The 19,597-nt window shown below is 39.1% G+C and carries 19 protein-coding genes; 8 read left to right on the top strand and 11 right to left on the bottom strand.

Annotated features, from left to right (window positions below; translation table 11 throughout):
* Window positions 1–89: 89 nt before the first annotated feature.
* On the bottom strand, window positions 90–380 hold the full coding sequence (locus F0226_RS12275; protein ID WP_171735911.1) for a putative quinol monooxygenase: 291 nt from the start codon (window positions 378–380) through the stop codon (window positions 90–92).
* A 248-nt stretch (window positions 381–628) separates the two neighbouring features.
* On the opposite strand from F0226_RS12275, the gene F0226_RS12270 reads away from it, so the two are divergent.
* Entirely contained in the window at window positions 629–1,552 is a 924-nt protein-coding gene (locus F0226_RS12270) for a LysR family transcriptional regulator (protein ID WP_171735910.1), read from the top strand.
* A gap of 220 nt (window positions 1,553–1,772) precedes the next feature.
* Here the strand turns inward: F0226_RS12270 and F0226_RS12265 are convergent, their stop codons facing one another.
* A complete protein-coding gene (locus F0226_RS12265) occupies window positions 1,773–2,231 on the bottom strand; it encodes a TetR/AcrR family transcriptional regulator (RefSeq protein WP_171735909.1) in 459 nt (152 codons plus the stop codon).
* A gap of 324 nt (window positions 2,232–2,555) precedes the next feature.
* On the opposite strand from F0226_RS12265, the gene F0226_RS12260 reads away from it, so the two are divergent.
* Window positions 2,556–3,041, top strand: a complete 486-nt coding sequence (locus F0226_RS12260; protein WP_171735908.1) for a hypothetical protein — start codon at window positions 2,556–2,558, stop codon at window positions 3,039–3,041.
* Between the two features lie 9 nt (window positions 3,042–3,050).
* A complete protein-coding gene (locus F0226_RS22750; RefSeq protein WP_171735907.1) occupies window positions 3,051–4,151 on the top strand; it encodes a GGDEF domain-containing protein in 1,101 nt (366 codons plus the stop codon).
* A gap of 300 nt (window positions 4,152–4,451) precedes the next feature.
* On the opposite strand, the gene F0226_RS22670 is transcribed toward F0226_RS22750, so the two are convergent.
* Entirely contained in the window at window positions 4,452–4,967 is a 516-nt protein-coding gene (locus F0226_RS22670; protein ID WP_171735906.1) for a type II secretion system protein, read from the bottom strand.
* A 182-nt stretch (window positions 4,968–5,149) separates the two neighbouring features.
* Here F0226_RS22670 and F0226_RS12245 point away from each other — a divergent pair, with 182 nt between their 5' ends.
* The gene (locus tag F0226_RS12245) at window positions 5,150–5,932 is read left to right on the top strand and encodes a transporter substrate-binding domain-containing protein (protein WP_171735905.1); all 783 of its coding nucleotides are present in this window, start codon (window positions 5,150–5,152) and stop codon (window positions 5,930–5,932) included.
* A complete protein-coding gene (locus F0226_RS22525) occupies window positions 5,919–8,078 on the top strand; it encodes an HD domain-containing phosphohydrolase (RefSeq protein ID WP_253820812.1) in 2,160 nt (719 codons plus the stop codon). Before F0226_RS12245 ends, F0226_RS22525 begins: the two co-directional genes overlap by 14 nt.
* Before the next feature lie 156 nt (window positions 8,079–8,234).
* Here the strand turns inward: F0226_RS22525 and F0226_RS12235 are convergent, their stop codons facing one another.
* The 6 genes from F0226_RS12235 to F0226_RS12210 form a co-directional block, all read right to left on the bottom strand.
* Window positions 8,235–8,624 (bottom strand): pentapeptide repeat-containing protein, encoded by a 390-nt coding sequence (locus tag F0226_RS12235; RefSeq protein WP_345776517.1) that lies wholly within the window; start codon window positions 8,622–8,624, stop codon window positions 8,235–8,237.
* Between the two features lie 65 nt (window positions 8,625–8,689).
* Window positions 8,690–9,082, bottom strand: coding sequence for a metalloregulator ArsR/SmtB family transcription factor (locus F0226_RS12230; protein WP_171735903.1), 393 nt, complete (start codon window positions 9,080–9,082; stop codon window positions 8,690–8,692).
* A 53-nt stretch (window positions 9,083–9,135) separates the two neighbouring features.
* Window positions 9,136–10,056, bottom strand: a complete 921-nt coding sequence (locus tag F0226_RS12225) for a permease (protein ID WP_171735902.1) — start codon at window positions 10,054–10,056, stop codon at window positions 9,136–9,138.
* A gap of 483 nt (window positions 10,057–10,539) precedes the next feature.
* Entirely contained in the window at window positions 10,540–10,938 is a 399-nt protein-coding gene (locus F0226_RS12220; RefSeq protein WP_171735901.1) for a hypothetical protein, read from the bottom strand.
* 313 nt (window positions 10,939–11,251) lie between these two features.
* Complete coding sequence (locus F0226_RS12215; RefSeq protein ID WP_171735900.1) at window positions 11,252–11,644, bottom strand: hypothetical protein; 393 nt, start codon at window positions 11,642–11,644, stop codon at window positions 11,252–11,254.
* Between the two features lie 433 nt (window positions 11,645–12,077).
* Window positions 12,078–12,635 carry a DUF4136 domain-containing protein gene (locus tag F0226_RS12210; protein WP_253820816.1) on the bottom strand — a complete coding sequence of 186 codons (558 nt, stop codon included), beginning with the start codon at window positions 12,633–12,635 and terminating at the stop codon, window positions 12,078–12,080.
* Window positions 12,636–12,983: 348 nt separating this feature from the next.
* Between F0226_RS12210 and F0226_RS12205 the strand changes: the two genes are divergently transcribed.
* Window positions 12,984–13,238, top strand: a complete 255-nt coding sequence (locus F0226_RS12205; protein ID WP_171735898.1) for a YgjV family protein — start codon at window positions 12,984–12,986, stop codon at window positions 13,236–13,238.
* 154 nt (window positions 13,239–13,392) lie between these two features.
* Here F0226_RS12205 and F0226_RS12200 read toward each other — a convergent pair whose 3' ends face one another.
* Together F0226_RS12200 and F0226_RS12195 are read right to left on the bottom strand one after the other, a co-directional pair.
* On the bottom strand, window positions 13,393–16,557 hold the full coding sequence (locus F0226_RS12200) for a glycosyl hydrolase family 18 protein (protein ID WP_171735897.1): 3,165 nt from the start codon (window positions 16,555–16,557) through the stop codon (window positions 13,393–13,395).
* A 425-nt stretch (window positions 16,558–16,982) separates the two neighbouring features.
* Entirely contained in the window at window positions 16,983–17,258 is a 276-nt protein-coding gene (locus F0226_RS12195) for a nitrogenase-stabilizing/protective protein NifW (RefSeq protein ID WP_171735941.1), read from the bottom strand.
* A 232-nt stretch (window positions 17,259–17,490) separates the two neighbouring features.
* Here F0226_RS12195 and F0226_RS12190 point away from each other — a divergent pair, with 232 nt between their 5' ends.
* Both F0226_RS12190 and F0226_RS12185 read left to right on the top strand, forming a co-directional pair.
* Window positions 17,491–18,486, top strand: coding sequence for a homocysteine S-methyltransferase family protein (locus F0226_RS12190; RefSeq protein WP_171735896.1), 996 nt, complete (start codon window positions 17,491–17,493; stop codon window positions 18,484–18,486).
* Window positions 18,487–18,628: 142 nt separating this feature from the next.
* Window positions 18,629–19,504 carry an AEC family transporter gene (locus F0226_RS12185; protein ID WP_171735895.1) on the top strand — a complete coding sequence of 292 codons (876 nt, stop codon included), beginning with the start codon at window positions 18,629–18,631 and terminating at the stop codon, window positions 19,502–19,504.
* Window positions 19,505–19,597 lie beyond the last annotated feature (93 nt).

Here is a 19,597-nt window from a genome sequence, read left to right as displayed (position 1 = left end):
GAAATCCTCTATCTACGCCTCCTTCTGGAGGCATATCATTTAATTCTGTGGTGTTTATCGTTGTCCGCAAATTGCTTCTTTGCTAGCAGTTAAACGATTTGGGTCATTTCGTTAACGGTAAAGCTTGCGACTGCGCCTTCTGTTGCTGTCATGTAATCCGTTAGGTGTTGGTTACCCATATGAGCTTGCCAGAGTTCGCGTGACACCCAGTTTTCATAGAAAGTGAAATGAGCCGGGTTTTCATTGTCTTGATGTAGGTCGTAATTGATGCAGCCTTCTTCAGCACGAGTAATATCAATCAGCTTAAGCAGCTCTGCTTTTACTAGTTCTACACTGTCTTGGTTAGCAACGATGTTTGCGACGATAGTTAATGTAGTCATGATGTGTTCCTTTTGGCTTTTTGCTTCATTGATGCAGTTTGTGACTGCAGTGCGTTGTTGGTATGAACACATAGTAGTTAGATTATTACTAACGAAAAACAGCCTTACATTTGAATTATTATCAAATATATTTTGACAATTAAGCGTATGAAGTTAGTTTGGAAGGAATAAAGTTGGATTAAGCCGCTTTGTGATTAGAAAATATTTCAATACAATGTTTAGAACATTATCAAACACGAGTAGATAATATGCTTCTGGAAGACTTACAAGTCATTTTAAAAGTGGCAGAATTTCGTAGTATTACCGCAGCAGCAACCAACCTAGACATGCGTACTGCCACCGCGAGCGCCGCGGTTAAACGGGTTGAAGCCGCACTGGGTGCTGAATTGTTTGTAAGAACCACTCGCCATTTAAGACTCTCTTCAGCAGGTGAACGTTATTTACCTGAATGCGAGCAAGCCTTAAAAATATTGGGCCAAGCAAAACTTAGCATGCAAGAAGAGCTTGGAATTGTTGATGGTGAGATCCGAATTGCACTTTCATCAGATCTAGGACGTAACCTCATTACTCCTTGGCTTGATGAATTTCTGCTTGAATACCCAAAGGCAACGCTTCGTACCAGCATCAGTGACAGTAATATCGATTTCTATCGCGATTCCGTTGATATGGCGCTGCGTTACGGCTCCCCGACTGACGCCAACATGTATGGGTTTAAAATATGCGATGTACCTAGAATATTATGTGCGACTCCTGAATACCTGGCAAAGATGAGCACCCCAAACCAACCTAGTGACTTAGCAGAACACAATAGTTTGCTTTATCAACTGCATGACATATTGCAAGATGAATGGGTGTTTAACGATGGCAAGCAAGATCATAAAGTGAAGTTAAAAGGGAATCGTGCGTCGAACGATGGCGACCTAGTTAGACGCTGGTGTATTGCAGGGAAAGGAATTGCAATCAAATCTTGCTTAGATATTTCGAGTCACTTGCTTGCCGGTGATGTTGTCAATGTTATGCCAACTTTCAAACCTACACCTACCGAATTATGGCTAGTATGTCCAAGTCGTCAATCCATCACACCAACGGTTCGCTTGCTAAGAGATTTATTCCGCGAGAAAACCGCAGAGATTCTTTCTCAACTCAAGCAGAAAGACATATTGAAGAGTTAAATGGACCAAATAAGGTAAGGTGGCTTTGGGAAAAAAGGTCAAACACAGTAAATTAGGTAAAGAAAGAACCATCAAGTTATGTAAGAGCGTATATTCAAACAATACTCCGCCAATCATGCCCTCTAAATTGACGGCTTACACAAATTTTCTATTAAACAAAATAAAACTAAGCATCAGCTTATAGGGCAGATAGTATGAGCAGACTATATTATCTTGGTCTTTAGGCTGGTTCAGGCTTTTGACCGTAAATGCCTTTGTACATAGAATAACCAATACAGTACAACACCACTTCTTCTACTTTTTCTCGGTCTTCACCTTGAATCAAGCTGATTAGCCCTTTAATACCATCACTCGAACTTACTAAATTGCGAGTATTGTAAAGAAGCTTTTGAGCGTGATGGTCTGTTGAGTAGACTTTCTTCCATGACTCTAAGAATTTTTCTGGGCTTTCATAGCAAAATAAAGGAACAATTACCTCACCCACTTTAGGTTTGATAGCCTCAATTAACTCTTCTTTATTTTTGAAATGGGTGTTGGTACTGGAACGGCTAACATTAGCTTCTTTGGCTATGTTCGTAAAAGTAAGGTGTTCAAAACCATCATTGAGTACGATACGAACCGCTGTCTCAATAATCCGTTCCTTAGTTTTGTCTGAAGTTGCTCTGTTAACTCTTGGCATATTTCCCTCTCCATAATGCCTGGTGATTATACATAAAAACGCACACTTGTCATTTTGCTTATATGACACCCCCTTAAAGCTTACTTAAAGAATTCATACTAAATTTCAATCAATTAGAATATAAAATCCATTAAGTTATGATGGGATATTTGGCTATAGCGTGAAAAATAACGTGTCAGCCCCTAGTTTTTGTACTAGTAGTTTAAGAGTAAATTTAACGAGATCAAAAATAGTATATGCTGTCTTCTATTTTTTATGTAACATGGCGCCTTACACCTAAAATGCGACAAAATAATTCACACTGTTACAGAATGAGTAAATAATATGACCAAGATTAAAATGATAAAGGCGACCCTGTCTGCGTTAACTTTTTTCCCTATTTCTTTATTGGCCAGTGATCTTTCTGTAACTAACAACATCAATGAAAAAATAACTCGCTATTCAATTGAACAGCTAGAAAACCTACCAACAGAAAAAATGACTACCGTTACTCCATGGAGAGAGCAAGAAGATGTCTATGACGGAATATACTTAAACGATTTAGTCAAAATGTCCGGCTATGATGTACAAAATATCAGCGGTATAAAAGTCACAGCTCTTAATGATTATGCAGTTGAGATACCCCAAGCATCTTTATTAGATAAGCAATATTTCGTCACTTTCAAGAGAAACGGAAAACGAATCTCAGTTCGTCAAAAAGGGCCAATTACCCTAATCTTAAACTTCACCGACAAATCTCAAGGTAACAACCTCCTGGACATTGCTTACGATCAAGTCTGGTTTGTCAGCGACTTCAAGATCATAAAATAGGAAGCAAAAGTGAGAAGAATTTTAATCATCGTTGGAATCTTATTTTCACTGTCTGTTTTCTTTGTCACTCTTAATTCCATCCATAAAGCGCAAATCGCTAAAGAAGAACAGTTCATTGGCTATATTGACGAAACAAGAGCTTCATACTGGGCTTCGTGGCGGTTCATAAAAGAAGTGTACAAGTACGAGTCCAAGGTTCTGAATGCTATGCTCATAGAGCAAGGTACTACAGAAGCTAATAGTATTGATTTTATATACGTGACCTACGATTTTCTAACCACCAGCCCACACGTTATCGAGAGCCTTAGAGTTGTCGCAAAACACGAATTAGAAGAAAGTATCAATACATTAGAAATCGTCTATTCAGAGTCAGCTGCTGATACAAAAAATAGCAAAGAGTCAAAACTGGCGACTCTTGCCGCTATCAATAACATTAAAATGAATTACGCATCCGTTGTTCGATTCCAGCTCAAGGGTGGACAGTTTGATAAATTCTTGAAAGAACGTAGAGCACTCGACAGGCGAGAAATTGTTTTCCATTACAGCGTCACTATTGCTTCCCTTTTTATGCTTTGCTCACTGGCTTTTATGGCAGTTATGTTGAAAAGAGTGAAAGAAGTTTCCAGAAAGGATGCACTGACAGGCTTATCGAATAGGAAGCACTGTAACGAGCTAATGAGTAAGCGAATTGCGGATAAAAAGAAATTGTGTTGCCTATTTATGGATATGAATGGCTTTAAGGAAGTCAATGACACCCTTGGGCACGATGCAGGAGACCAGCTATTAAAGATAATCGCAAACCGTATTTCATCAAGTGTCAAATCAGTTGATATATGTGCAAGAATTGGTGGTGATGAGTTTCTAGTCGCTATAGATGGCATTAATGAAAAAGCCGCTTCAAATATCTCTCAGCGCATAATTGATGAGGTTCACAAACCAATTGAAATAGACGGTGAAGAAGTAGAAGTTGGATTATCAATTGGCATCGCATTCAATGATGCAGTACTCATTGATATGGAGTCTCTTGTTTCAGCAGCCGACTCAGCAATGTACAGCGCAAAGAAAACCAAAATGACGACAAGAAGTTCATTCGTTCATTATCGAGCTTAGTCCTTAACCCTCATGAAGCTTTATTTTACTGCACTAATCTATTGATTGTGTGCTGTTGATAAATTCAGTTAAAATAATGGACGTCATTTATTATCTACCGAAACTATGTATAATAGCTTCGGTAGATAACTACTCTGTATATCATTAATAGCTGACTTAGCTAGCCACGTCCTATTGAGTTACTCTTGGACGTGGCTTTTTTTTGATGAGTCATATTTCAAATATTTGATAAAGAATATAGCTAACTCTGTGCCTAGTTATCTGCTCATACCCGATTAACTAAGAACAAATTATATGAAATTATTTGCATTCAAAAAATTCCACTTCTCCAGGCGAAATAGTTTCTCCATCACCTATAATCGTAGTCATAGAATATTTTAAGTAACATGACTCCTTCACTAAAGCGCCAGAATCCGTCATATTTTCAGGGGACGAGATAAACACAAATGGTTTTTCACCTGTACCTTGAAACATACCAACAGAAAAATCAGTACCAATCCCGTTTACGATGTAAGACAGTGCTTCCTCTGTTGGAACTGGATACCCATAAGAAAATTTACAATTCCCAGTACAGCCAGGGAAAACATCTTCCACATCGAAATCAAAATAGCTCAGCTTTTCATAGCCAGCAATGGCAAGTTTTCCGTAAGCTAAACTAAATGCACCTTCCATCGAGCCTTTCAAACCTTGTAAGGCTGAATTTCTTGCATCTGTCTGTAGGTTAAGAAATCGAGGCGCAGCAAGAACAGACAATATGCCTAATATGACGATTACCATCACAAGTTCTATTAGAGTAAAGCCCTTATTTACTTTCAATGTAAGTACCTATTGTTGTCTAAAAATTTAAATATGTTGCTATTGGTAGCCTGAATTTATCGATGAGATCTAATAATAACAGAAATAGTGGACGACATTCACTATTTGGCAAATAAATGTTAACCTATTGAGGTAACGTTCAATTATTTATTACCAACAAACTGATTTAGATAAGGTTTAACATGAAAAAGCGGCTTATTAAGTCAGCACTAGCCCTGTATTTCTTGCATTCAGCCACCAGTTTTGCATCCGTTAATCCACCTGAATCCAAAAGTGAAAAACAAATTTTAGAAGTCGGATTAATCAACCAAGGTCGTTATCCGTATTTTGTCAACTCTCCAAGACAAGCAAGTAATCGTGGCATCTACATCGACCTTCTCAATCAAGTGGGGAAAATGACCAACATAGAATTTAAGTACAAGTTCTTACCTCAACCAAGAATTCGTCACTTAATGAAATATCAGAAACTAGATGTAGAGCCTGGCATCGATATGGGCTGGCGAACAGAAGAACGAGAAACTGAAAACAGTGTATATACGCTCCCCTTTTATGAATCAGAAGAAGTCATTGTTTATCGAAAAACCTCACTTAGCTTCATACCAACCAAGGAATTAGACTTTGAAGCACTATCTTCATGCTCCATGTCCGGTTTTCACGACATGGATATCGCACTAAAAGACGTAGATATAACGGCAGAATCCGTTTCTTTAACAATGATGGAATTAGGGCGATGTGATTACACTTTGATGCCAAAGGTCGTGCTCAATGCAAAAGGGAAGTTGAGCGATCACTTAGATATTACGAGTACGATAAAAACCTATGATCTAAGAATAAGGCTCGCTAAAAAACATGAGCATTTTGTACCAAAAATAAACCAAGCTATTTCGACTCTTATAAGTGATGGATACATAGATAAGTTGTTTGCTTCATATATTCAAGAAGGCGAAGAGTATGACTCTATCTAAAACCATTAACCTCTCTTACGCGATAGTGATCGTTTCTATTGTTACCGCGCTTTATCTCGTTTCCCTATCTTTAGACAGTAATACAACGACTTTAAATCACAACATCAATACGGCAACTAAAACCGCGGATAAGATTTCTAAAATAACCGCCGCCATGGTTTATAACCTAGATAAGAAAAGCCTTGAATCAACAATTAAATCTATGGCAAGTGGTGATGAAGAAATCAAAGCCCTTGCCATTACGGATTCTGTCAGTGGTGACATAATTGCTAGCTACTTATTGGATGGTCAGGTTCCCAGATATGGTGCAAATGTGCCGAGCAATCTGCGGTCTTACTTCATTTATGGTTACTCAGAGATCGTTTACAACAACATGATCGTTGGTAAGGTTGAGGTATATCTTAAGGATGAGGTCTACAGTTCTCGGGACAGATTTAAAATTTGGTATCTTGCTGCCGTCTTTGGAGTAGTCATCGTTATTCTGTGGGCAGTATTCAAAGTGGTTTCACGAATATCGGAATCTAGCGATATTGATGTCGACTTTTCATCAAGTAACTTCACTAGAATGGCGGTGTTCTCTGTCACTATTTTCGTCACCATAATATTTGCTGTTGGTGCTTCTTTATCGGACTCAAATGAGAGCTATGAGACAAACAAAGCTTACAGCGAATTAAGCCAAGTTATTGTTGACTACAAAGTGAGTGTTGAAGAAAAAATGAAGGTAATGGCGTCTACTTATTATTATGTTGCCAGCACTCCTCAGTTCAAAGAGACATTTCAATCCTTGCTCGATACATCAAGCTTACCACTCACAAGTGATATTGCTGCTGAACAACAAAGAATGATTCATATATTAAAAAAGTATTCTTCTTTGCATATCGGTGAAGCCGGTTCTTTTTCTGTGATGAATACTAAAGGCGCAACCTTAGCAAGCTATGGCGATTTAGTAGGGGAAAGTACCTTCAATGCTGACATCTATACTCATTTTTTAAGCGCGCTAGAAGGTAAACCATCACTATTCCCTGTGCGTGGACGGTATGACCAAGATCTTAAACGATACCTAGGTCACCTGTATTTATTAGTGCCGATTATCAATGAGAACTTAGGCGAAATAGTTGGTGTTATCGTAACCAATATTGTGACCGATGAAATTTATTTCCCTGATAGCTATAAAAAGTACTTCCAGAATACAGGTGAAGTCATTGCTGTAGACTTAAGTGGTACTATTTTATCTCGTTGTAAAACAGGTAATTGCAAAGGTAACCTCCAAATTCCGATGCCCTCTAAGAACGGAGATTTAAGTCAGCTAATAAAAACAAAAGATCATATTGGGAATGACGTGTTTGTAGTCGCGAGTTGGCAAGATTCATTCGAAGCAGTTTTTGTTGCAAAAATGGACGTTGATGAAGTACTCGCGGATCACTATGGCTTTAGAAACAGTATTACTTTGATCATCGGAGCAATGACTGTATTTACGGTTGGCACCATCACTTTAACAATTGCAATCAGTACGAGATCAAACAGAAAGCTAACAACAGCAAACCGAAAAATCATTGAAAGACTTGGCAATGCTGCGGAGTTCAAAGATAACGACACAGGAATGCATGTGATAAGAATGAGCCATTATTCAAAAGCGATAGCAAAAAATTATGGTTGCTCAATTGAATGGTGCGAAGACTTGCTCACCGCAGCCCCAATGCATGATATAGGGAAAATAGGAATCCCAGATAAAATCCTGCACAAACCTGATAAATTAGACAAAGAAGAATGGGAAAGAATGAAGGAACACCCTGAGTTCGGTGCCAAAATAATTGGAGATCACAACAGCCCTCTTCTAAAAATGGCAAAAGATATCTCTCTAGCACACCATGAGAAATGGGATGGCTCTGGCTATCCATATGGACTATCAGGTGAAATGATTCCGCTTTCCGCTAGGATTATTGCGATTGCTGATGTCTATGACGCTTTGACTTCTACTCGACCTTACAAAAGAGCATGGACAGATCAAGAAGCGAAAGATTTAATCATATCAGAGTCCGGTTGCCATTTTGATCCAGATGTAGTTAAAGCATTCATTCTTTCGTATAACGACTTAGCTGAAATAAAAAAGCGATACATGGACGTCCAGTGTAATCCACTTTCTTAACCCTGGATTTTTAGATTAAGGTTAGTAAAACGTTTGAAGTGCAATACGCCCCGCAAGGGGCATTCAAGTATCTGCCTTGTCACCTAATCTTCATTCAAAATTGTGAATTAGATATGAAATAGACCAAACGCTAAAGATGCCTTATACATAAGCTTTTTAAAGCGAAAGGCAACTTAACTTTTTAGTATCTCGTAAGGTTATTATCGCCTGGTCCAGGTTCGGAGGATTGAGTATGCTTGCATTGATACAAGCATGACTAAAATCAGTGTGATACAAATCTGCTCGCAATAAATCTACATTGAACATTTGCGCATGACTCATATTGGCATTACGCAAATCAGAATCTTGGAAAATAGCATGGTCTAGACAAGCATTCTGGAAATTCGCGTAAGTAATATCAGCATCGCTCATATCTGCACCAGACAAGTTACTATTGCTGAAATTAGTTCTAGTCAAATTCGCTCTGCGGAGGTCGACACCTTGAAGATCAAGCTGGCTTAAATTTGCGTATCCTAAGTCGGCTCGATAACCTCCTTTGCCCTCCAACCACAACTTATGTTACTCTAAAACAGCATCCAATTCCTGTTTATTGTATGTATTCATACCCATTACTACTTAATTTTACTGTGCCACATTTCACTATCAGGACCGACAACACACTCGCCATCAATTCTCATTGATAAACGAATCAGGCAACGCCTAACAACTTCTTTGAAGTCGTCTTCTGGTAAGTATCTCACTGAATCAACTAGAGCTTTACAGTGTGGTGCAGTTTGCTCTTTTAAGGTATAGAACACCCACTTACCTTTCTTCTCGTGGTTAAGCAGCCCTGCTTTATATAACATTTTCAAATTACGAGAAACGTTGTACTGAGTTTCACCAATGATATCCATAGCTTCAGCCACTGCCATGCATTCATCTACATGCAAAAAAAGCCAAAACAATCGTAATCGGTTTGGTTCCGATAACGCTTTTAACGCATCAATATATTTTTCATCCATCATGGTGTTTACCTTTTCAACTAATAGCGCCACTCAAATCGAGTGGCGCAAAATTTCTACAGCACGTATTGGAAAATAGCACCGCCTGTAATGGCAGTCGTTAAGACTATTCCTACAAACGCTATCACTGCTTTTCTTTTAAGAACAGCTGATACTAACGCGATTTCAGGCAAACTTGCACCAGTACCGCCAATAATTAGTGCTAACGCAGCACCTAAGCCCATTCCTTTCGCTATCAATACGTTAAGCAAAGGAATTACCATCTCAATACGCAGATAGAGTGGAATACCAATAAGTGAAGCAATCACTATCGACTCAAAACTATCGCCACCAACATATTTCTCAACAAGATCAGCAGGCAAGTAAGCCGCAGAAAAACCACTTATTGCCGCGCCCAATAACACATATGGGATAATACGCTTAAATAAAGCCCATGCCCCGCCCATCGCATTACGCATTCTTGAAGCTGAGGAAGGAACACCACCGCAGGTATTCATCTTTTCAGAGCCACAGCTTTTACCTTTAGTGTCTTCAAGTTCACCATCACGTTTAATTTCGTTTCTCCAAGGAGATTTAGAAATCAAATAACCGCCAATAACCGCCGCGCTAAAAGTTATTAAGAAGTAAACCACGGTGATCTTTAAACCAAAAGCTGCGTAAACCATAGCCAGTACGATGAAGTTACATAATGGTGCTGAAATGATGAAACTCATTACCGTACCAAGTGATGCTCCCATTGATGCTATTGCCATAGTTACAGGAACAACAGCTGCGCTGCAAAATGGTGTAAGCATTCCAAAGAGAGCACCTAGTAATGTTCCCCATTTGTCATGTTTTGTGAGGGTAGCTTGGAGTTTATCTTGAGGAATATATTCTCGCATTATACCCGTCAATACAGATACAACAGCAATGATAAGGACTAAACCTTTAGCCACATAAAAAAACTCATTTAACGCAATAACTAATTTATCATCCACAATTGGAATCTCTAACAAGTGATAAGAGACGCAGACAACACTCACGCTTGCGCATTTATGCAAGTGTTTGGTCGGCATTGATATTAATCAAGCTATAAAAAGAACCCCAAGCAAGCTACATTCTCACCAAATAGCTCGTTATAGGCTTAGTTGTTCATCTATAAATAAGCACTATGACTTACTCGAGTTAAACTGATGAAAGTCTTACTAAAAACAGTTTAAAAAACCGTTCGAGTCGTCAAAAACCGGATGCATTATGAACTGCTATTTAAGCAGGCAATTGGACTAATAAAAATGCGGAAGGATGATATAAAAAGATTGACCAAGCGAACTTCGATGTCGCATATAACACAGAAGTTCTGTAGTAGTTTAATTCTTCAAACTTTGTTCAAAGCCTTGTCCCGCTATGTTCTAAGACCTGCCAGTTTTAACTCGCCTAAAAAGGCATAAAAAAATGATGTTCTCTGAAGGTGGGTCATTATGCTATTTGAATAATGAACGCATGCCTTGTTTTTCATCATAGTTCAAATCTTGTACACAGCTAGCTACCCCATCAATGGTATCCATGTATTGAAAGAAGTGCTCCGTAACAACACATGCTGAATAATGCTTGGCATACTCATCCATGTTATTCACTGATGTTTTCCCAAACTTGCTATCTAATTTTTTTATACAACTGGTAGAAATATCAGTCATGTCAGTTAAACATTGTGTTTGAGTTATGTCGAAACATGCTGAATATCCAGGCTGGTCGCAAAAAATATTAGGTCCATTTTCATGTAATTTTTCAGTCACAATATCCACTGATAGTTGATTCGGATATCTGCTCTTAGAGCATCCCATAATCGAAAGAGCTAAAACTGCTGCTATAAAGTACTTCACTTTTTATCCTAATTCTTATACTACTAAATTTCTTATTATTGAATAATGTAAGATCTTACTCAGAGGCTTTACTACACGTAAATAGTGAGTAATTCTTTCATTCTAATGAGTCCATGTACCATAAGTACAAAACTGACCTGAACTAAACTGAAATACCAAGTGTTATGAATCTGTCTTACACATTTCTATCTGATGATTACAATTTATAATTGATATGATTTCCTAATATGGATAAGCCATAACCCCAATATTGATAGATGAGTTATAAACTACAAACACGCACATTAAATATGTACGTGTTAGATCAGCTAAACTATAAACAAGCAGCAGCATTCCATGGGCCAAATTCTTGCTTGCTCGATTCATCGATCAATGTGTATTCAACACCAATACCTGCTTCACGGATTGCTTTATAGAATCCGTCATCACTAAAACATAGTTGCTCATAAAGGTCGTTCCTAGGTACTCCCCAAGCAAAACGAGAGTCGCGCCCTGCCCTTATTTCGATTTTTAATAATGTCTGTTCTTCTACAAATTCTGCGACTAAATTTTGTTCTTTACTTAGTTCATCAGCCAGCTTATTCATATTACCTTTTAAAGGGTCTGATATTTGATTAGGTATATAGACGTAATCTTTTTGGGGACCTGTACTCGCACAACCAACTAAGGACATAGCCAAAAGCATGCAAGGAAGTATTACTTTCATTTGATAACTCATTGTAATTATATAAATTACAATGATATTTCTATCGAATAAAAATACAATTTTGTAATGCGGAACATTGAAGTAGATCAGATAAACACAAAAAATAGCTATAAAAACAGCCAGTTAATGGAACGGCGCACCATTAACATTCATACAACTATTGAATTCAAACTCTAAGTACGGCACCTCTGAACATAATGACAGTAAGGTGCAATAATCATAAAGTTTGCTCCCGCTAAGAAGTAAAAAAAATGAAATATAAACACCTCACTGAGAATGAAAGGTTTATGATTTCTGCTCTAAGAATGCAAGGTGTTAGTATCGCTAGAATACCCATATCACTGAAAGCCAGTGAAGGCGATCAAAAAATTAAGCGCTTTGATCCGTTGAATATCTAGCTTCGGTGGATAGGAATTTAAAAGTTAATAGTGGCTTAGATATGTGGCAAGGTTTTAAATAATTTTTGAATGAAATGATCCAATCGATTTTTTGTCTCTCCAATTTCATTTCCATCTTTAAGTGCAGCTTGTGCAAACGCTTGCCATTGAGGGGCTGCATTATTAGGAACCATGAAGAAGATATACATAGAACCTTTTTCAGCAAGCTTTCCATCGCCATCATAAAATGGAACGCCCGTAGACAATTTTATCGCTTCGTATATTTGTTCATCACTCAGGATTGACTCTTCAGTCAAACCAAAGCCAACAATCATATCGCCAACCGCATTATTGGCTTTCAATTGAAAACCATGTGCCGATAACTCTTGTTGAATGGATTGACGAACTAAGTCTGTCACTTGAGTTTGATTGTATTTACTAGAAAGATAAGCCTTGTTTGATTTTGAGTGCCATGAATAAGTTTTGATGCCTTTCTCCATAAATGTGAAATCACCACTCGTCACAACCCCATAATCATTCACTCTTGGTTTTTCTACTGTAGTACAAGCTAATAAGCTTAATGATAAACCACCTAAAATAAGACTCTTGTACATTCCAGGTTTTAATCGTTTCAATTTCCATACATTACTTTTCAATATACTTCCCTTTAACGGTTTTTCACTTTCAATAAACATAAGCTATCCTTGCTTTTTTTCTGATATATATGAATTCTGTTTACCAACATATCCGGTAATTATTAACAGTGGAAACTTATTAAACGTTTGCGTAATCGCTAACCTTCACTTATGCCCGTTTTGGGGGTTTCATCACACATTTAGCCTTGTTATAGTTCTTATCAATTAAACATAACCATACCATTCGAGGCACGGAGCTACCTCAATAATCTCATGATGAGAAGGATTGGTACCGACAGACAATCGGCAAAATTAGAGGATCAAATAATGGAATTCAATATGGTTGAAATTTTAGGTTACGCAGCTTCAATTATGGTAGCTATCTCACTAACAATGAAAGACATCGTACGCTTACGTGTTCTTAACTTTGTTGGTTGTGGACTGTTCACAGCATACGGACTTATGATTGAAGCATGGCCGGTTGTAGTAACGAATGCATTCATTGCTTGCGTTAATGTTTACTTCCTAACCAAAATGCAAAAAGAAAAAAAAGCTGAATCAATGAAAGAAGCGAAAGCTTAGTCATTCATCACATATTATTAAAAACCGCCCTAAGTTAGGGCGGTTTTTTCGTTTAAGTACTCATAAGTTTAAGCATCAAACATTATTTACATACCATTTCACAAACTTTATTTATGAACAAGCTTCGTTAAAACAAGTTTTGCTCATGCTTTAGCTATGAACACACTTTTGTCCAACTACCATCACTTCCTGGAACAGAACTCGTCCACCAGTTAGCTTTGTAGATAACATTGTTATGTATCACTTGGTCACCAGTATTTGCATGGCTTGGGTTACCCGCCCAGTCTTTTTGCGGCAAGTCAGGGTAAGTCACAATACCAGCAGTGTCACATGTACCCGGATTTGTATTCCCATCACCAGGGTTACCACCATTACCACCTGAAATATCACCTAGTGGTAAATCTGGTTGCTCAAACTTAAACGCATAATCCACGCCGTTCACGTTTACTGCATAATTTGCAGGACCAGAAATTGGCAGGTAATAAACCATATCAAGCTCGTATACGCCACCAGCAGGCAGTTCTTTCCAAGCTGGAAGTGTGAAGGCTACTCGGTGCATGGTTCCGTCTAAGCCACCAATATTGTCTGCACGTGTATGCCCAGAAGCAATAACTTGAAGACCGCCACCAGATTGATCTTTAGCATTATCCGGAGCTGATACTGGAATATCGAATTGGAATTCAGTGCCACCAGGCAATGCTTGACCAGTGTTGTTGGTAAACGTAATTTTTGGATTGATTGGGTAGTTTTGGTCACCTACTTTAAATCCGCCAACTGATACCGAAATATCCAAAGCTTCAGTCGGTAGTACACCTGTCGCGACTTTGTTTCCGTAAGGAGTTGCTGACTTAAACTTATCGTAAATGGCTTTAGTCATGGTATTACCCATGTGGAATTCACCATTACCACTTGTACACGCTTGTTCAGTCGTATCAATTGAAGTTCGTTGGCCATTTGCATCTAGTACATAACAGTTATAGTCGCCTGCAAGCTCCCAGAACATGATGCCGCCGATTTCCTTGTCGATAACATAGTCTGCTTTAACATCGATAGACTGTTTATCTTCTGTTGAAAGGAATACGCCTTTCTCTGCATTCCATAGCCAAGGGGCAACTGCCACACTGTCGTAGTTACGAGTATACGTACCTTTAAGAACATCCGTTGGATCGTTCACAGGATCAAGTTTATACGCGTCAGCATACGATCCCCAAATACCTTTCTCTAGGTTCTTCGCATGCCACATTGGGTTTGAACCCGCGCCCATTTCATTACCTTTTGGATCGGTGTCGTGCCACATGTTATCGATACCAACCGCACCATGACCACAGTTATTCTTCTCACCTTCACCAGTACCGGCAGAACATTCGGCTTGGTTCGGAAGAGCCGCGCGGCCCCATAGACCGTTTTCGCCACCTGTCACACCTTGCCAGCCACGAGTATAGTAAGGAACACCAATATTAATACGACCAGCAGGCATTGAACCTCTGAAGTAATGGTATGCCCAGTCTGTATTTAGGTAACCAATACCGCCGTAAGCTGCCGTACCATAGACATTCCACTGTGCTAATTCAGAATCTTTACCTGTATCAAATAGCGCAGCATTGTGACCTACATGATCATTCCAAGCACCGTGCAAGTCGTAAGACATGATGTTTACATAATCGAGGTACTTAGTAACATCAAAGGTTTCCATGCCACGTAGTAAGTAACCTGATGATGGTGCTGCAATAGTTAGCATGTAGTGAGTGCCATCTTGAGCAGACGCAGCATCTAATTTTTCACGTAATACTTTCATTAATACTTGGTAAGAAGCCCACAAGTATTGACGACGTGGTTCCATGAAGTCTTTGTCGTAAGGGTTACCAGCACCAGCCATTGAGGTCGGATATTCATAATCGATATCTAAACCATCAAATTGGTATTTGCGAAGCATTTCAACGGCTGAAGTAGCAAATGTTTCAATACCTTGATGATTAATAGAGCCATCAGCATTGGTTGTCATGGTGTAGAAACCACCATCGGCTACTCGGCTGCCGTCTGTCGCAAAGTGACCACCTGTTTCAGCCCAACCACCAATTGAAATCAGTGTTTTAACACCGTGCTTCTTCTTAGCCGTTGCTAATGCGCCGAAGTGACCTTTAAATCCAAGAGCAGGATCAACTTCAATACCAGGCCATTCTTTACCAACAGCCGCATTGTTAGGATCATTTACATCACCAACATTCACTTTACCGTCGGCACCAATACTCACGAAAGCGTAGTTAATGTGCGTTAATTGTTCCCAAGGAATATCATTCACTAGGTATGCCGCTTGCGGATCATCCCCTGAGCGCCAGCTAGTAAAGTAACCAATCACACGACGTGGGTGATCAACACCCATTTTTTCACGACCTTCTTCATCGTAAATTGTACAGTAAGGAACGCTCACACCTTCGGTTTGGTAAAGTCCATCAGGGCGACAGTTATTCGCAACTGGCTCTCCAATCACTGTAAGTGCAACTGGCGTTGAATCAGCAGTGGCACCTAAATTATCCGTCACTTTCGCGTATACAGACAAAGATCCAGCAGCTGTCGCTGTAAAGTCTAACGCGTAAGGAGCAGTGGCCGCAGTACCAACTAGAGTACCCGCTACATAGAAATCAACCTTATCAACTGTGCCATCAGAATCAGAAGCAGCCGCCGTTAACGTCACAACTCCACCCACATCAACTGATGAAGCCGATACCGATAGTGAAACAACTGGCAATTCATTGACTGGAAGTGTTGAATCGATGGTTACTGATACGCTATTAACAAGGCTAGTAGCCCCTTCATTATCTAACGCGGTAACAGAAATGGTATGCGAACCAGAAGATGCGACCCAAGCCGCTTCATATGGTGCTTGCGTTGCAGTAGCTACGACTACACCGTCAACAGAAAAGCTAACCGATGCAACTGTACCGTCGCTATCTAATGCATTTGCACTGAGTAGAACCGTCTCACCTTCAGCAATGACAGCCGTTGAACTTGGAGAAGTTAATGCTACGGTTGGAATTTCATTTTCAACAACGCCACCGCCAGAACACACATCTACCACTTTCCACTGAGCATAATCACCAGAAAATTGGCTAGGATCGTTATTCTGATTCCAATAGTTAGCTTTATAAGCCGTATTATTATGAGCGACTTGATCACCACCAGTATAAACAACCGATGAATCCCATGTTTCTAACGTTGTACAGTCAACCGCTGCATAACTATTAAAAGCCATAAGACACGATGCTGTTAAGGTACTCAGTGTAAAGACCTTCTTAGCCACTCGTCCTTGATTCAAATGCATAATTGCAATTCCTTAAGTTATTGTTTCAATAGAGAAATGAAAGTGAGTAATTTCAAGTCACTTAAATTCCTTTGCAAAACAACCTTAGGCTAATAGCTAATTAACACACCTAAAAGATCTTATATTTATAAATTTACTCGCAAGAATTTGTCGTCCTTATGTAATAAGAGAGGACTTATTTTGCATCAACAACTAATTATTCATTTATTTTATTACGCTAAATAATACTGAAATAAAAGCGTAATTATGGGGAGTGAATTAGAAGGAAAAACCATTATTTACACTTAGTCATACCTAATATGCACCAACAGGAGTATTTAGATTTATGTTAGCAGGAATGGTTACTTGGTCGGCTTGAGGGTTATTAATTTATAATTACTAAATGAATTTTAAAGTGCTTAGAAGAAATGGCTATCAAGATGCAGCTAGCGACGTTGGCATGAAGTACAACCTCGGCATGCTGAACGCGATTGCTTATCTAATCGGCTTCTTTGTATCTTGCAGTATGCATTTTTTAATGCTCGACGAGCCGAAAACCAATCATCCGGTTTTGTTAGAATCAAATAGCCGTTAAAACGTTTAGTCAGCTCAAGTCGATATTCATTAATAAATTTGCTATCAAATCCAATATCAAAATATTTCAGAGCTTGCTCAATCGAAGTAAAACTCGCAATGGTTTTCTGAATTTCGTTTTGTGACATCATCTTAAGAATTTGGGGGTTAAGCAGTAAGGTTAAACCAGCCTACTTTTATATTCATTGATCAACATCCTCTCAATAATCATTAGCTCTGTTCCCGAAGCACTTATCTGAATATTAGCCTTTTAAAAATGTCAATGATGACTTAAGAGTGACTAAATTCACAACAGCTCTTGGTTTTAAAGCAAACCGTCTGGTATTGTTGCAATTAAGAACTGGTTATCTGTATTACACTATGAAAAAACTCACTATTTTAGACGGCGGAATGGGTCGTGAACTCCAAGATATTGGAGCCCCCTTTTCACAACCGTTATGGAGTGCGCAAGCACTCATTGAATCACCTGAACATGTAAGACAAGCCCATCAAAATTTTATTGATGCTGGTGCAGAAATTATTATTACCAACAGTTATGCATGCGTTCCTTTTCACTTGGGTGATGACCTATACCAAACTCAAGGCGCACAGCTTGCGCGAGATGCTGCCAGAATTGCACATGATGTCGCGGCGACTTCTGCAAATCCCGACCTTGAGGTAATTACCGATAATAACAAGCTGGATGGAAGCAATAACTCTGAGAAAAACAGAGCTTGTCACTCAAAGGTACTTGTTGCCGGTGCAATCCCTCCTCCGTTCGGTAGCTACCGACCTGATTTATTTAAAGCTGAAGAAGCAAAAACGATCATACAAACTTTAGTTAATGCACAAGAGCGTTATGTTGATATATGGATTGTCGAAACGATTTCTAGTTTAGAAGAGTTCAAAACCATTAAGTCCGTTCTTCAGCAATCTGAACTAGATGCTTATTACGCTTTTAGTTTAAGTGACGAAGCGCATGGGCATGCCGCATTAAGATCCGGTCAATGTGTAAAAACAGCCACAGAGATGGTCTGTGCTTCTGGTGCTAAAGGGATAATGTTTAATTGCTCCGTTCCTGAAGTTATGGAGAAGGCAATCATCACGGCAAAAGACGTCATTTCTCATTCAAATAGTGATATTGATATTGATATTGGCGTTTATGCGAACAACTTTATGCCGATTAAAGCAGAACACAAAGCCAATGGTACTTTACAAGCCATGAGAGAAATGACTCCCGAAGAACATTTAGTTTATGCCAAACGTTGGTATCAGCTCGGTGCAACTATTATTGGCGGGTGTTGTGGCATAGGTCCATCTCATATAAAAGCGCTGAGTGAGTGGCAACAAACCCTGTCGTTTGATGATTCTCTTTAGCCAGCTTGATGGACCTCATTAGCCGCTAGTCTCATTAAACATTAGCCTCATTAAAACATTTGCTTGATTAATTTAGCTCTAGTGACAGGTGCACTATTAACGCTTAAACAGTGCATCGCTCTGAACTTTAGAAAGGAATTCTATGTTCGAACAAGTTGTCAGTATTCTATTCCCAGTCTTTGCATTAGCAGGGGTTGGATTTGCTATTGGGTTATGGATTAAACCTGATTTTGCACCAATCAACCGCATCAATATGGATGTGTGCATACCTGCGTTGGTATTTGCTTCGTTGACGATGATGCCTCTTGATACTGAACAACTTCCTTTAATTTCTGCTTCTCTGGTAGCCCTTCTAGTCCCAGGCTTGTTGATGGTGCCCATTTGCAAAATATGGCATTTAAACTTCAAAGCTTGGGCTCCGCCCCACATGTTTCGTAATAGTGGCAACTTAGCCATTCCACTGTTTACTTACACTTTTGGAGAGTCAGCACTCGCACCAGCCGTTTTATTGTTCGTGGTGTCAGCCTGCGTGCACATTAGTCTTGGGTTAGCTCTTCTCAGTAAAGGGAACCCTATCAAGCAAATCATTTCCATGCCGATATTCATAGCTGCCGCAATAGCAATGTTCTTAAATTTGTCCGGTATTTCAGTCTGGAATCCGATTTATGAAGCAACGTCGTTACTTGGACAAGCAGCAGTACCAATTATGCTACTTTCTCTTGGTTCTCAAATGGTCAACCTAAAGCTAAGTGGATTCAAGGTTGGGCTAATCAGCACTTTGCAATCTATCGTTACTGGAGCTGTGTCGTTTGCTATTATTTATTACTTTATTCCACTCCCTCCTCTTCACTTACAGATGATGGTGCTTTTTAGCATGTTGCCACCAGCTGTCATGAATTACTTGTTTGCAGAGCGCTTTCAAGTAGAGCCGAATAATGTCGCCTCAATGGTATTATTTGGTAACTTTCTGAGTATTGTTACTTTACCTATACTGTTAATATTCGCCCTTTCGCTCTAGTTCTAGCTCAGATAGTAATCATCAGATCCAACTCAATGCTTTAAGTACAGTAAGTATATGAAGTGCAATTAGCATTCAGAAAAGAGACCCTGT

This window comes from Vibrio sp. 99-70-13A1 (assembly GCF_013114625.1).
Lineage (GTDB): Bacteria > Pseudomonadota > Gammaproteobacteria > Enterobacterales > Vibrionaceae > Vibrio.
This window is presented reverse-complemented; position numbering and strand designations above follow the sequence as displayed.

Bases quoted from the DNA above. Each gene is read 5' to 3' on its own strand.
- F0226_RS12275 (WP_171735911.1), bottom strand. From the start codon at position 380: ATGACTACATTAACTATCGTCGCAAACATCGTTGCTAACCAAGACAGT.
- F0226_RS12270 (WP_171735910.1), top strand. From the start codon at position 629: ATGCTTCTGGAAGACTTACAAGTCATTTTAAAAGTGGCAGAATTTCGT.
- F0226_RS12265 (WP_171735909.1), bottom strand. From the start codon at position 2,231: ATGCCAAGAGTTAACAGAGCAACTTCAGACAAAACTAAGGAACGGATT.
- F0226_RS12260 (WP_171735908.1), top strand. From the start codon at position 2,556: ATGACCAAGATTAAAATGATAAAGGCGACCCTGTCTGCGTTAACTTTT.
- F0226_RS12245 (WP_171735905.1), top strand. From the start codon at position 5,150: ATGAAAAAGCGGCTTATTAAGTCAGCACTAGCCCTGTATTTCTTGCAT.
- F0226_RS22525 (WP_253820812.1), top strand. From the start codon at position 5,919: ATGACTCTATCTAAAACCATTAACCTCTCTTACGCGATAGTGATCGTT.
- F0226_RS12230 (WP_171735903.1), bottom strand. From the start codon at position 9,082: ATGATGGATGAAAAATATATTGATGCGTTAAAAGCGTTATCGGAACCA.
- F0226_RS12215 (WP_171735900.1), bottom strand. From the start codon at position 11,644: ATGAAAGTAATACTTCCTTGCATGCTTTTGGCTATGTCCTTAGTTGGT.
- F0226_RS12210 (WP_253820816.1), bottom strand. From the start codon at position 12,635: ATGTACAAGAGTCTTATTTTAGGTGGTTTATCATTAAGCTTATTAGCT.
- F0226_RS12205 (WP_171735898.1), top strand. From the start codon at position 12,984: ATGGAATTCAATATGGTTGAAATTTTAGGTTACGCAGCTTCAATTATG.
- F0226_RS12200 (WP_171735897.1), bottom strand. From the start codon at position 16,557: ATGCATTTGAATCAAGGACGAGTGGCTAAGAAGGTCTTTACACTGAGT.
- F0226_RS12195 (WP_171735941.1), bottom strand. From the start codon at position 17,258: ATGTCACAAAACGAAATTCAGAAAACCATTGCGAGTTTTACTTCGATT.
- F0226_RS12190 (WP_171735896.1), top strand. From the start codon at position 17,491: ATGAAAAAACTCACTATTTTAGACGGCGGAATGGGTCGTGAACTCCAA.
- F0226_RS12185 (WP_171735895.1), top strand. From the start codon at position 18,629: ATGTTCGAACAAGTTGTCAGTATTCTATTCCCAGTCTTTGCATTAGCA.